This window comes from Streptomyces sp. DSM 110735 (genome assembly GCF_016482685.1).
In the GTDB taxonomy this organism is placed as follows: domain Bacteria; phylum Actinomycetota; class Actinomycetes; order Streptomycetales; family Streptomycetaceae; genus Streptomyces.
Genome location: NZ_JACYHF010000004.1, coordinates 432,084 through 445,346, shown reverse-complemented (window position 1 = coordinate 445,346; position 13,263 = coordinate 432,084). Strand labels below are relative to the sequence as shown.

9 protein-coding genes and 1 tRNA gene are annotated in these 13,263 nt (G+C 72.6%); 8 read left to right on the top strand and 2 right to left on the bottom strand.

Annotation, left to right across the window (positions count from 1 at the left end; all coding sequences use genetic code 11):
• Positions 1-72: transfer RNA gene (locus IF655_RS10160), tRNA-Ala, on the top strand.
• Positions 73-217: 145 nt separating this feature from the next.
• Here the strand turns inward: IF655_RS10160 and IF655_RS10155 are convergent.
• Both IF655_RS10155 and IF655_RS10150 read right to left on the bottom strand, forming a co-directional pair.
• A complete protein-coding gene (locus IF655_RS10155; RefSeq protein ID WP_199583776.1) occupies positions 218-1,828 on the bottom strand; it encodes an NADH-quinone oxidoreductase subunit NuoF family protein in 1,611 nt (536 codons plus the stop codon).
• Positions 1,825-3,069, bottom strand: coding sequence for a cytochrome b/b6 domain-containing protein (locus IF655_RS10150; protein WP_199583775.1), 1,245 nt, complete (start codon positions 3,067-3,069; stop codon positions 1,825-1,827). The genes IF655_RS10155 and IF655_RS10150 overlap by 4 nt, the downstream gene beginning before the upstream one ends.
• Before the next feature lie 402 nt (positions 3,070-3,471).
• Between IF655_RS10150 and leuS the strand changes: the two genes are divergently transcribed.
• The 7 genes from leuS to IF655_RS10115 all read left to right on the top strand — a co-directional run bounded on the left by leuS (position 3,472) and on the right by IF655_RS10115 (position 13,230).
• Entirely contained in the window at positions 3,472-6,360 is a 2,889-nt protein-coding gene (leuS, locus tag IF655_RS10145) for a leucine--tRNA ligase (RefSeq protein WP_199583774.1), read from the top strand.
• A 203-nt stretch (positions 6,361-6,563) separates the two neighbouring features.
• Positions 6,564-7,286: a hypothetical protein gene (locus tag IF655_RS10140; protein WP_199583773.1), complete on the top strand. Its 723-nt coding sequence runs from the start codon at positions 6,564-6,566 to the stop codon at positions 7,284-7,286.
• An 81-nt stretch (positions 7,287-7,367) separates the two neighbouring features.
• Positions 7,368-8,213, top strand: coding sequence for a DegV family protein (locus tag IF655_RS10135; protein ID WP_199583772.1), 846 nt, complete (start codon positions 7,368-7,370; stop codon positions 8,211-8,213).
• Between the two features lie 156 nt (positions 8,214-8,369).
• The gene (locus tag IF655_RS10130) at positions 8,370-9,389 is read left to right on the top strand and encodes a ComEA family DNA-binding protein (protein WP_199583771.1); all 1,020 of its coding nucleotides are present in this window, start codon (positions 8,370-8,372) and stop codon (positions 9,387-9,389) included.
• Positions 9,386-11,902 (top strand): ComEC/Rec2 family competence protein, encoded by a 2,517-nt coding sequence (locus tag IF655_RS10125; protein WP_199583770.1) that lies wholly within the window; start codon positions 9,386-9,388, stop codon positions 11,900-11,902. The genes IF655_RS10130 and IF655_RS10125 overlap by 4 nt, the downstream gene beginning before the upstream one ends.
• Before the next feature lie 148 nt (positions 11,903-12,050).
• Positions 12,051-12,932 carry a YceI family protein gene (locus tag IF655_RS10120; protein ID WP_199583769.1) on the top strand — a complete coding sequence of 294 codons (882 nt, stop codon included), beginning with the start codon at positions 12,051-12,053 and terminating at the stop codon, positions 12,930-12,932.
• A 52-nt stretch (positions 12,933-12,984) separates the two neighbouring features.
• A complete protein-coding gene (locus IF655_RS10115; RefSeq protein ID WP_161178987.1) occupies positions 12,985-13,230 on the top strand; it encodes a hypothetical protein in 246 nt (81 codons plus the stop codon).
• Positions 13,231-13,263 lie beyond the last annotated feature (33 nt).

Sequence of the window (13,263 nt, the reverse complement as noted above, 5' to 3'; positions counted from 1 at the left end):
GGGCTATAGCTCAGTTGGTAGAGCGCCTGCATGGCATGCAGGAGGTCAGGAGTTCAATTCTCCTTAGCTCCACAGAAGTCGAGGGCGGATCATCCGGAAGGATGGTCCGCCCTCGGCGTTTCCACGAGGAGACGCGAGAGAAGACCTGCGGCGTTCACGAGCCGCGACACGACGAAGGCGGGCCACCCGGGAACCGGGCGGCCCGCCTTGTCGTCTCTCAGCGCCCCAGCGCGCGCCGTCCGCGCCCCTGGGAGACCACCGGCAGGTTCCTCGACGGCGCCTGCCCCCGGGTGTCCTCCTCGATCCGCAGCGCGAGCGCCGGGCAGCGCCGCACCGCGCGCAGCGCCTTCGCCTCCGCGTAGCGCGGCACCGACGCCTGGGCGACGGTCGGGAAGCCGTCCGCGCCCAGCTCGAACACCTCCGGGAGGATGTCCGCGCACAGCCCGTGACCCCGGCACAGCGTCCAGTCCACGTAGATCTTCTGGCGGCTGCCGCCGGAGTCCTCCGGCTCTGCGCCGCCCGGGATGCCCGTGGGCATCTTGCCGCCCTCGAAGAGCGGCAGAACGCCCTCCACGGGCCGTCCGCAGCCGTTGCCGAGGACATGGGCGGCCAGGTCGTCCGTGAACGCCTTGATGGTCGACTCCAGGAACATCGCGGAGCCGTCCGGGTGCGAGCACGCACCGCGCCGCTTCACGCTCTTGGCGACCTGCTTCAGCGCCTCCAGGGCGGCCGGACCGCCGCCGTTGATGATGTCCTCCATGCCGCGCGCGGCGGCGGGCAGTCCGAGGTAGCAGGGCCCGCACTGGCCGGCGCTCTCCTCGGCCAGCCACTGCGCCACCCGCAGCGACTCGCCCAGCGGACAGGTCTCCTGACTGATCGGCAGGATCGCGCCCGCGCCGAGCGCGCCGCCCACCGCGTCCAGCGAGTTGCGGGAGACGATCGCCTCGTTCACGGTCGCCGCGTCGATCCACTTGCCGTGGTAGCCGCCGGTCAGTACGCCCTGCGGGACCGGCGGGGCTCCGGCGAGCTGGAGGACGTAGCGCAGCGGCACGCCCGTCGGCACCTCGATGACCATGGGGCGCGCGACCGCCCCGGAGACGGTCAGCATGACGGTGCCCGGCTCGTCGTACAGACCGGTGTTGCCGTAGCGCTCGGGGCCGATGCGGGCGGCGATGGCGAGCTGGGCGAAGGTCTCGGCGTTCGACAGCAGCGTGGGCGCGCCGCCGACACCGCTCTGCGAGGCGCTGACCTTGCGGCCGGGCGGGATCGCCGGACCGCCGTCCACCGAGCGGATCAGGGAGGCGGCGGCGCCCGTGACCATGCGCACCGGGTTGCGCTGCACCCAGGCGCGCAGGGCGGAGCGGCGGCTGTTGCTCAGACCGCGTTCGGCGAGCGCTGCCTCCATGGAGCGCTGGGTGGACTCACGGGTCACGCCGATCACCAGCGTGCGCGCGCCCATCGCCTCGGCGCACAGCAGCGCGCCGTCCAGGATGAGGTGCGGGGCACGGTTGATGAGCACCGTGTCCTTGCGGCAGGCCGGTTCGTCCTCGCTGCCGTTGACGACGACGACCGGGCGGACGCCCTTCTTGATCGCCGACTCGGCGACCGAGCGGAGTTTCTTGTGGAAGGGGAAGCCCGCGCCGCCGCGGCCCTTGAGGTTGATGCTCTCGGCGAGTTGCGCGAGCTGCTCGCCGCCGAGCGGGTCGAGCGGCCCGTGCACCTTGAGGTGCATGGGCAGGTCGAGCCGCTCCACAAGGTCGAAGCCCGACGTGAGCTGGGGAAGCCCGACCACGCGGACTTCGGGGACGTCGGGCAGGGCCTCGTTCACCTATAGCCTCCGGAAGGCATGTTCCAAGGTTCGCCCGAACCCGGCGCGTCGAAGGAGGCGCCGGGGGTTGGTTCGGTGGCGGGACCACTGTTGAACGTTTCGGACGAGTTGTACGTGCCGTACCGGGCGTTCGTCTCACCCGTGTTGCGCACATCACCTCCGCCGCCGCCCGGCGTGCCCGGATTGCCGTAGACGGGGATGGAGTATCCCGTGTCCTGGAGCGGGTCGTAGGCCGACGGCGGCGCCTCGCCCACGGGCGGCGGGGAGGGGACCGGCCAGCTCGGGCCGGACGGGTCGTTCACGCGCGGCATGGCCTCGGTGGGACGCATGTCGGGGGTGTCCTGGCGGACGCCCGGGTACTGCTGCTGCGGGGGACCGGCGGTGCGGTACGCGGCGGCGAAACCGGCGCCGCCCGCACCCGCGGCAGGGGACTGGTACAGACCACCGGAACCGGCACCCGGACCTCCGCCGCCGCGTCGGGGCTCGCGGTCCCGGACGCCGGACTCGGCGACCCGGTTGCGGCTGGCCTCCAGCTCTTCCATGCCGGGCCGGTTGGAGTTCCCGAGGAGCGCCATGACGCGGTCGGAGAGCTTGCGCTTGACCGGGCGCGGCGCGGCGCGCAGCGCGAGGGCGGCCATCACGCCGAGCAGGGAGAGGCTGTAGAGGATGGTGAAGATCGGCTTGGCCGCGCGACCCGCGTACAGACCGTGGACCAGGGCGGCGCACCACGCCGGGTAGGCGAGCATGTGCATCGCGCGCCAGCGGGCGGCGACCGGCGCCGGGGTGGCGAAGTTGCTGCGCAGGGCGCCGGTGACGCCCACGAAGATCATGAGCAGTCCGGCCAGGGAGCCGAGACCGATCAGTCCGCCGCTGCCGGTGAAGCCGAGCGAGAACGGGATCAGCGCCGCGATCACCACGGTGTGGTCCAGCGCGATCTTTGTGGTGATGTGCAGCAGCAGGAACGCGATCGAGGCGACCGCCGTCGTCCGGTGGATGGCCTGGCCGACGATCCGCTGCCGGATGTTCAGCAGGATGCGGTCCTGGGCGACCAGACCCCAGATCACCGAGCAACTGAGCGAGACGAGGGACAGCACGCCCGCGCCGAAGTTCAGGAATTCTTGGAACTGGCTGCCTCCGACCAGCACGACCACGGGTATGAGCAGCAGGACGACAGCGGACGCCACCCCGTAGGCCGAGCGGCCTGGCTTGGGGAGCGAGCTGTTACTACGACGAGGGTTCATGGGGGCAACTCCGAGCAGTTTCGGGAAGGCGGTCCCGCTGCCGAACTCTAAGTGGAGCCATACCGATCAGTACGAGGTTTGAGTTATTGCGTTGTTATCCAACGAACGGAACCGCGAGGGTGCCGTCCCTTAGTGACTGTTACGCGAAGTAATCCTTGACCCGGGTGCAGATCTGGCGGCCGTACGGACATGTCTCCATGGCATACGCAAGAGCGTCGCGGCTTGCTCAAGGGCTGCGGTACCCTAGCGCCATGCGTGCTGTACGCCTTCTGCTTAGCGAGCCGCGCTGACAGTGCCGACCACCGGTCGAACCGGACGGTCGGAGCCGGCGCGGCATCCCCTCCTGTGTGAGGGGATTTTTCGTTTCCGCAGGCAGAGACGATCGATGGAGCTTTGAGGATCATGAGCGAGACGAACCCCTCCGCCACCGCTGCCGCGTCGGCGGAGGCCGCGCCGCACCGCTACACGGCCGCCATGGCCGCCGAGATCGAGGCACGCTGGCAGGACTTCTGGGACGCGGACGGCACGTACGCCGCCCCGAACCCCAAGGGCACCCTCGGGGGCGACCCCGAGCTGGTCGCCCGGCCCAAGAAGTTCATCATGGACATGTTCCCGTACCCCTCCGGCGCCGGTCTGCACGTCGGCCACCCGCTGGGCTACATCGCCACCGACGTCTACGCCCGCTTCCAGCGCATGACCGGGCACAACGTCCTGCACACCCTGGGCTTCGACGCCTTCGGCCTGCCCGCCGAGCAGTACGCGGTGCAGACCGGCACGCACCCGCGCGCGTCCACCGAGGCCAACATGGAGAACATGAAGGCCCAGCTCCGCCGGCTGGGTCTGGGCCACGACAAGCGCCGGTCGTTCGCCACGATCGACCCGGAGTACTACAAGTGGACCCAGTGGATCTTCCTGCAGATCTTCAACTCCTGGTACGACGAGCAGGCCGCCAAGGCACGCCCGATCTCCGAGCTGATCGCCCTCTTCGAGTCCGGTGAGCGTCCCGTACCGGGCCACACGCGCGCGTGGAGCGAGCTGAGCGCCACCGAGCGCGCCGACGTGCTGAGCGAGTTCCGGCTGGCCTACGCCTCCGACGCGCCGGTCAACTGGTGCCCGGGTCTGGGCACCGTGCTGGCCAACGAGGAGGTCACCGCCGACGGCCGCTCCGAGCGCGGCAACTTCCCGGTCTTCAAGGCCAAGCTGCGCCAGTGGAACATGCGCATCACCGCCTACGCCGACCGTCTGATCGAGGACCTGGACGCGCTGGACTGGCCCGAGGCCATCAAGCTCCAGCAGCGCAACTGGATCGGCCGCAGCGAGGGCGCCCGCGTCGACTTCCCCGTCGACGGCGAGCGCATCACCGTCTTCACCACCCGCCCCGACACCCTGTTCGGCGCGACCTACATGGTGCTCGCCCCCGAGCACCCGCTGGTCGAGAAGTTCACCCCCGAGGCATGGCCCGAGGGCACCCACGAGGCGTGGACCGGCGGTCACGCCACCCCCGCCGAGGCCGTCGCCGCCTACCGCGCGCAGGCCGCCGCCAAGTCCGACGTGGAGCGCCAGGCCGAGGCCAAGGACAAGACCGGCGTCTTCACCGGTGTGTTCGCGGTCAACCCGGTCAACGGCGAGCGGGTCCCGGTCTTCATCGCCGACTACGTGCTGATGGGCTACGGCACCGGCGCCATCATGGCCGTCCCCGCCCACGACACGCGCGACTTCGCCTTCGCCCGCGCCTTCGAGCTGCCGATCCGCTGCGTGGTCGAGCCGACCGACGGCCGCGGTACCGACACCTCCACGTGGGACGACGCGTTCGCCTCCTACGACGCGAAGCTCGTCAACTCCGCGGGCGAGGGCGTCACCCTGGACGGACTGGCCGTCCCCGAGGCCAAGGCCCGCATCACCGACTGGCTGGCCGAGAACGGCATCGGCGAGGGCACGGTCAACTTCCGCCTGCGCGACTGGCTGTTCAGCCGCCAGCGCTACTGGGGCGAGCCCTTCCCGATCGTCTACGACGAGGACGGCGTCGCCCACGCGCTGCCCGAGTCGATGCTCCCGCTGGAGCTGCCCGAGGTCGAGGACTACAGCCCGCGCACCTTCGACCCGGACGACGCCGACACCCAGCCCGAGACCCCGCTCTCGCGCAACGACGAGTGGGTCCACGTCACCCTGGACCTGGGCGACGGCCGCGGTCCGCGCAAGTACCGCCGCGAGACCAACACCATGCCCAACTGGGCCGGTTCCTGCTGGTACGAGTTCCGCTACCTGGACCCGCGCAACGACCAGGCCATGGTCGACCCCGAGACCGAGCAGTACTGGATGGGTCCGCGCGAGGGCATGCCGCACGGCGGTGTCGACCTGTACGTCGGCGGCGCCGAGCACGCGGTGCTGCACCTGCTGTACGCCCGCTTCTGGTCCAAGGTCCTCTTCGACCTGGGACACGTCTCGTCCGCCGAGCCGTTCCACAAGCTGTTCAACCAGGGCATGATCCAGGCGTACGTCTACCGTGACAGCCGCGGCATCGCCGTCCCCGCCGCCGAGGTCGAGGAGCGCGACGGCGCCTTCTGGTACGAGGGCGAGAAGGTCTCCCGGCTGCTCGGCAAGATGGGCAAGTCCCTGAAGAACGCCGTCACCCCGGACGAGATCGCCGCCGAGTACGGCGCCGACACCCTGCGCCTGTACGAGATGGCGATGGGCCCGCTGGACGTCTCCCGCCCCTGGGACACCCGCGCGGTGGTCGGCCAGTTCCGCCTGCTGCAGCGGCTGTGGCGCAACATCGTCGACGAGAACACCGGCGAGATCACCGTCACCGACGCCGAGCCCGACGAGGACACGCTGCGCGCCCTGCACAAGGCGGTCGACGGCGTGCGCCAGGACCTGGACGGGCTGCGCTTCAACACGGCGATCGCCAAGATCACCGAGCTGAACAACCACCTGACCAAGTCCGGTGCCGCCCTGCCGCGCACCGTCGCCGAGTCGCTGGTCCTGCTGGTCGCGCCGCTGGCCCCGCACATCGCCGAGGAGCTGTGGCGCAAGCTGGGCCGCACCGACTCGGTCGTCCACCAGGACTTCCCCGTCGCCGACCCGCGGTACGTGGTGGACGAGTCCGTCACCTGCGTCGTGCAGATCAAGGGCAAGGTCAAGGCGCGCCTGGAGGTGTCCCCGGCCATCTCCGACGAGGAACTGGAGAAGGCGGCGCTGGCCGACGAGAAGGTCGTCGCCGCCCTGGACGGCGCGGTCATCCGCAAGGTGATCGTGCGGGCGCCCAAGCTGGTCAACATCGTGACCGGCTGACGCACACCGGGACAACGGCGGGACATCGGCCGCCGGGCGCCCGCCGCCCGGCGGACCGGGCGGTGCCGCGCCCGGGAGAACCGGACGTCGGGGTGATCCCCTACGGGCAGGTTCGGGGTTCGGACGGAACCCCGGGCCTGCCCGTTGCGTTTACCGTAAAGAGCGAGGCGGTGCGTGCCGCCCAGGGGTCGAGGAGGAGCGTCATGGAAACCGTGCTCACCGTGGTCGCCCTGCTCGTCCTGCTCTGCCTCGGCCTCGGCGTCTACGTCACGGTCAAGGTGGTCGGCGCCGCCAAGCGCACCGTGGACCGCACGGTCGCCCAGGCCCGCCGCACGGTCGAGGACCACACCCTGCGCGCCAAGTCCTACGGCCGCCCCGGTCCGGCCGGGGAGATCGCCCAGTTGCGGCTCACCCTGCGCACCTCGATGCGCGCCACCCAGGACGCGCTGCACTCGGGCGTCGTCCAGGACGAGTCGCTGAAGGAGTCCCTCGGTCTCTTCGAGCGCCTGAGCACGCACGGCCAGGAACTGGACGGCATCCTGCGGCGCCTGGAGTCCGAGCCCGACCGCTCCACCCTCGCCGCCCGGCTGCCCGAGCTGCGCACCCGCACCGAGCGCATCACCGCCTCCGCCGACTCCCTGCGCTGGGCCGTCCGCGACCGCGCGGGGCGCTTCGCCGACGACGACCTGGACTCCCTCAGCGCCCAGATCGACATCGAGGCAGGCGCCCTGCGCCACTGGACCCGGACCGGACCCGGCGACCCGGTGGCTTCCTGGCCGGAGGCTCCGGCGAACGCGGGCGGCGACTGGCCCCCGGCCGCCGGTTCCGACCGCCCGGACCCCCTCGCCCCGCACGCGATCACCCCGCCCGGACCGCGCCCCGTCCACCCCTGGCAGCGCAAGCCGCGCCCCGAGACCACCGCCTGATCCCGGCCCCTCCGCCGGTCCCGGTTCCACCGACCGGGGTCGGGCTGCCGCACCCCTCCTACGCCAGGTAACCTCCAGCTCATGTCCCGCCATGTCGCGATCGTCACCGATTCAACGGCCTACCTGCCGCACGGGGCGATGGAGCGCCACGGCATCACCGCGGTGCCGCTGACCGTGGTGCTCGGCGACCGGGCGCTCGAAGAGGGCACCGAGATCTCCACCCGCTCCCTCGCCCAGGCACTCCAGAAGCGCCGCCCGGTCACCACCTCCCGGCCCAGCCCCGAGGAGTTCGCCGCGGTCTACCAGGAGGTCGCCGCCTCCGGCGCGAGCGGCATCGTCTCCCTCCACCTGTCCGCCGAACTGTCCGGCACCTACGACGCGGCGGTCCTGGCAGCCCGTCAGGCACCCGTGCCCGTACGGGTCGTGGACACACAGATGGTCGCCATGGCGCTCGGCTTCTGCGCGCTGGCGGCGGCCGGGACGGCAGAGGCGGGCGGCACGATGGACGAGGCGGTGGCCGCCGCCGAGAAGCGCGCCTCGACCACCTCCGCGTACTTCTACGTGGACACCCTCGACTATCTGCGCCGGGGCGGCCGCATCGGCACCGCACAGGCACTGCTCGGCTCCGCGCTCGCCGTCAAACCCCTGCTCCAGCTCGCGAGCGGCCGCATCGAACTCCTGGAGAAGGTCCGCACCGCGTCCAGGGCGATCGCCCGCCTGGAGGAGATCGCCGTGGAGCGGGCGGGCAGCGGCGAGGTCGACATCGCCGTCCACCATCTCGCCGCGCCGGAGCGGGCGGCCGTGCTGGGGGAGCGGCTGCGGGAGCGGCTGCCCAGGCTGGGCGAGATGCATGTGAGCGAGGTCGGGGCGGTCATCGGGGCGCACACCGGGCCGGGGCTGCTGGGGGTTGTGGTCTCGCCTCGGTGAGGGGGCTCTGCGAGGGCTCTTGCGAGGCTCGTGCGAGGGCTTCCGTGAGGCGGGGGCGTCACTCGTGAGGGTGGCGGAGTTGTCCACAACCCGGTCCGGTTCCACGGGAATTGACCAAGATCATCGCGAGTCGGCGGAATGTCCGATCCTCGTCGCATGGCACTTCGATCAGACACACGTACAGCCGTCCCCACCAGCGGTCCGGGCCGGGGTCCCGACTCCGACGGCCGCACCCGGCACCGCCGCCCACCGCAGAACGGGCGGGCGCAGGACAGCCGGGTGCAGAACGGCCGGGCCCGGCACCGGGCGTCCGTACCGGCGGAGGAGCTGCGCCGCCGCGCCGGGCTTCTCTTCGGTGAACCACCCGTGGAATCGGGGGAGTCGGGCAACGCCCCACCAGGAGGCGCAAGGGCCCGGTACCAACCCCGTTATGTAAGGGCTCCGTTGGAGGAGCCCGAGCCGCCGCCTCCCGGTCCCGACTGGCGGGAGCGTGCCGGGCTCGCGCTGCGGGAGCGGATGCCGCTGTGGCTCCAGACCCGGTGCGGGGTCGAACGGCGCGGCGTGATCGCGCTCACCGTGGTGCTCCTGGTCGCCGCCGCGCTCGCGGCACAGCACTTCTGGAGCGGGCGCACCCAGACGGTGAGCGCGCCGGAGGTCGTGCACGCGAAGAAGCCGTTCGCCGGACCGGAGGGTTCGGGCGGCGTGAAATCCCCTGTGACCGTGGCGGGTTCGGCGCCGCCGGGCGGGCAGATCGTGGTGGACGTCGGCGGCAAGGTGCGGGAACCCGGGATCAGGGAGCTGCCCGCCGGTTCACGGGTGGCCGACGCGCTGAAGGCGGCGGGCGGGATGCGGCCGGGGGTGAGCGCCGAGGGGCTCAACAGGGCGCGGTTCCTGGTGGACGGGGAGCAGATCCTCGTGGGCTCGACCATGGCTCCGGCCGCGCCACCGGGACCCGCGGGCGGTGGGGGTACGGGCGGTCCCGCCTCCCCGGTCTCCCTCAACACCGCGACGGCCGAACAGCTCGACACCCTCCCCGGCGTCGGCCCGGTCCTCGCCCAGCACATCCTCGACTACCGCACCCGGCACGGCGGATTCCGCGCGGTCGAGGAGCTGAAGCAGGTCAACGGCATCGGGGACAGCCGGTTCTCGGACCTGAAACCGCTGGTGCGGCCGTGAGCGCGGTACGCGGTGCTCCCGCCGGGACCGCTTCCGCCGAGGGACCCGCCGGGCGGGAGCCCCCGGAGACGGCCCCGGCGGACCTCCGGCTCGTACCGCCCGCCCTCGCCGCCTGGGGCGCCTCGGCGCTGCTCATCGTGGTCCCGCTGGGGTGGAGCCTCGGGGCGGCGGCCGTCTGCCTGGTCGCCGGGCTGCTGTCGGTCCGGCGGTCGCCGGGCGGACGTTTCGCCTGGCCCCGGGCGCCGGTCGCGGCCGTGCTGCTGTGCACCGCGGCGGCTGCCGTCTCGGCGGGGCTGCACGGGGAGGACGTACGGCGCGGACCGGTGCCCGAGGCGGCGCGGCGGTTCGCGAGCGTCACCGCCGAGGTCGAGCTGACGGGTGACCCCTGGATGAGCAGACCGCGCGTGCGGGGCGACCGTGCGGCACCCGTGGCGGTGCTGGCGAGGGCCGAGGTGCGGGAGGTGACGAACGAGGACGGCGACAGGTCGGAGGTGCGGACCCGGAGTCCTGTGCTGCTGATCGTCGACACGAAGGTCCCGCCGCCGACCGGCGCCGTGGGCGAGCCGGACCGGCCGCCATGGCTCGCCCTGCTGCCCTCGACGAAGCTGCGGGTGGCGGGCCGACTGGCACCGGCCGACGCGGACGGCGACCGGAGCGCCGCCGTACTGCGGGTGCGCGACTGGCCGGTGCCCCGGGTCGTCGGAGGTCCGAGCGGGCCCCAGCGGCTGGCGGGCGGGCTCAGGGCCGGGCTGCGCGAGGCGACCGAGGGGCTGCCGTCGGACGCGCGGGCGCTGCTGCCCGGGCTGGTCGTCGGCGACACCTCGCGGATCACGCCCGACCTGGACGAGGCGTTCAAGGAGACCGACCTCGCGCACACGCTCGCCGTCTCCGGCAGCAACCTCACCATCCTGCTCGCCCTGTTGATCGGACCGCCAGGGCTTGCCCAGCGCGCCGAACGGCGCGGACTCGCCCCGCGCCTGGGTCTCTCGCTGCGGACCACCGCGCTCCTCGCGGCGGCCCTGACCCTCGGCTTCGTCATCGTCTGCCGCCCCGATCCCAGCGTGCTGCGGGCGGCTGCGTGCGGTGCGGTCGCCCTGCTGGCGCTGGCCACCGGGCGCCGCAGATCCCTGGTCCCCGCGCTGGCCGCGACGGTCCTGCTGCTGGTCCTCTACGACCCGTGGCTGGCACGGAGTTACGGCTTCGTGCTCTCGGTGCTGGCCACCGGCGCGCTGCTGCTCCTCGCGCCCCGCTGGAGCGAGGCACTGCGGCGGCGCCGGGTTCCCGCCCGGCTGGCCGAGGGGCTGGCCGCCGCTGCCGCCGCGCAGGCGGTGTGCGCGCCGGTGGTGGCGGTGCTGTCGGCGCGGGTGAGCCTGGTGGCGGTGCCGTGCAACCTCCTCGTGGAGGTGGCCGTCGCCCCGGCCACGGTGCTGGGATTCGCCGCGCTCGCGGTCGCCCCGGTGGCGATGCCCGCCGCCAAGGCGCTTGCGTGGGGCGCGGGTTGGCCCGCCCAGTGGATCGCCTCGGTGGCCAGGACCGGGGCGGCGCTGCCCGGTGCGGGAGTGGACTGGCCGGGGAGCTGGCCGGGGGCGTTCCTGCTCGCCGCGCTCACGGTCGTGCTCGTGCTCGCCGGGCGGCGCCTGGTCCGGAACCCGTGGTGGTGCGGGGCGCTCGGTGTGGTCCTCCTCCTCGCGGTGGTGCGGCCCGCTCCGCTGACCCGGGTGGTCACGGGCTGGCCGCCGCCGGGCTGGCGGTACGCCATGTGCGACGTCGGCCAGGGCGACGCCACCGTCCTCGCGACCGGGCCCGGCGCCGGAGTGGTCGTGGACGCCGGACCCGATCCGGCGCCGGTCGACCGCTGTCTGCGCGAACTGGGCATCACCCGCGTCCCGCTGGTGATCCTCACCCACTTCCACGCCGACCATGTCGCGGGTCTGCCCGGCGTGCTGCGTGGCCGTTCGGTGGCCGCCATCGAGACCACCGGCTTCGCGGAACCGCCGGACCAGGCCGAGGCGGTGCGCAGAGAAGCTGCCGCCCGGCACATCCCGGTCACCCGGGCGGTGGCGGGAGAGGAGCGCCGTATCGGACCGCTCGCCTGGCGGGTGCTGTGGCCCCCGGCCGCCCCGGCGCCGGACCCGGACGGACCGAACGACGCGAGCGTCGCCGTGCTCGTACGGACCGGTGGTCTGCGGCTCCTGCTGCTGGGCGACCTCGAACCGCCCGCGCAACGGGAGTTGCTGCTGTCGCCGGACGCGGCCGACCTGGCGCGCGTGGACGTGCTGAAGGTCGCCCATCACGGCTCCGCCTATCAGGACCCCGACCTGATACGCCTGGCGTCCCCGCGGCTCGCCCTGGTGTCCTGCGGCGTCGACAACCCCTATGGACATCCGGCGCCGTCCACGGTGGCCGCGTTGCGCGCGGGCGGAGCGGTGGTGCTGCGCACGGACCGGGACGGTGCCCTGGCGCTCACCGGAGGAGGTGGGGCGGACGGGCGGCTCCAGGTGGCGAAGGGCTGACCGGCGACTCCCGTAACCGCCAATTCGGTCGAGTCCGGCGCATGGGCCGTATTGCCTTGATGTGGGCTCGTGTTGCTCGAAAGCCGCATCAGGTGATCGAATGAATCTTCGGCAACATATGATGTCGAGACGTACAGAGGTGTCGTACATGTTCGGCCGGTGGCTGGAAAAACGAACGAACCGGTTCCACCGGACGAGTCCCCTGGCGGCGGTCCGTACCCCGCCGGACGCCGGCGTGCTGAGCTGCCGCGTACTCGATCCGGTCTACGAGCCCGTGGGCAACGCGGACCTGACGGTCATCGACAGCGTCGGACGCAAGGTGGTCAGCGGGGGCACCGACCCCTACGGGCTGTTCATGGCCACGGTCCCGGCGGGGGAGTACCGGCTCGCGGTCGCGGCCGAGGGGTACGCGCCCTACCGCGCGACCGCGATGGTCGGCCAGAACTCCCTCGCCTCCCTGGGCGACGTGACCCTCCAGGTCGCACAGCCCCCGGAGCCCCCGGCGCGCGGCGACTGGGAGATCGACCCCGCGCACTCCTCCATCGCCTTCACCGCGCGGCACATCGGACTGGCCCGCATCCACGGCCGGTTCAACTCCTTCGCGGGCGCGGTGCGCATCGCCGACCGCATGGAGAACTCCGCGATGCACGTGGTGATCGACGCCGCGGCCATCGACACCGGCGTCCGCATGCGCGACGACCACCTGCGCTCCCCGGACTTCCTGGACGTGCAGCGGTACCCGACGCTGGAGTTCTACAGCGAGCGCTTCACCCACCGCGGCGGCAACCGCTGGGCCGTCACCGGCGCCCTCTCCCTGCACGGCGTGACCCGCACGGTCACCCTCGACACCGAATACCTCGGCCTCGGCACCGGCATGGAAGGCGAACCCCGCGCCGCCTGCCGCGCCACCACCGAACTCCACCGCGACGACTACACGATCAGTTGGCAGACCATGCTGGCCCGCGGCATCGCGGTGGTCGGCCGCAGCATCCGCGTGGACCTCGACGTACAGATCGTCCCCAAGGCGTGAGGCACCGGGGGCGAGGCGTCAGGCCGTCCGGACCGTGCCGGAGAATGTCACGGTGAGCGATGTGAGACACGTGCTGGTGCTGCCCGACCGGGATGCCGCCGAGGAGGCGGCCGAGGCGTTGGGGGAGCGGTTCGGGATCGATGAGGAGCCGCGGCTCGTACGGGACGCCCTGGCCGGGGAGGACGACGCCGAGGACGCGCAGTGGCTGGTCGTGCTGCGGGACGAGGCGGGGCGGCTCGACCCCGCCGAGCTGGACGCCTTCGCGGGGGAGTGGGACGGCTGGCGCGAGGAGCCGTGAGCCCGAGCACGTCTCCCCTTCTTGACCCTGAAC

Coding starts and splice junctions, on each gene's coding strand:
- IF655_RS10150 (WP_199583775.1), bottom strand. CDS start 3,069: ATGAACCCTCGTCGTAGTAACAGCTCGCTCCCCAAGCCAGGCCGCTCG.
- leuS (WP_199583774.1), top strand. CDS start 3,472: ATGAGCGAGACGAACCCCTCCGCCACCGCTGCCGCGTCGGCGGAGGCC.
- IF655_RS10140 (WP_199583773.1), top strand. CDS start 6,564: ATGGAAACCGTGCTCACCGTGGTCGCCCTGCTCGTCCTGCTCTGCCTC.
- IF655_RS10135 (WP_199583772.1), top strand. CDS start 7,368: ATGTCCCGCCATGTCGCGATCGTCACCGATTCAACGGCCTACCTGCCG.
- IF655_RS10130 (WP_199583771.1), top strand. CDS start 8,370: ATGGCACTTCGATCAGACACACGTACAGCCGTCCCCACCAGCGGTCCG.
- IF655_RS10120 (WP_199583769.1), top strand. CDS start 12,051: ATGTTCGGCCGGTGGCTGGAAAAACGAACGAACCGGTTCCACCGGACG.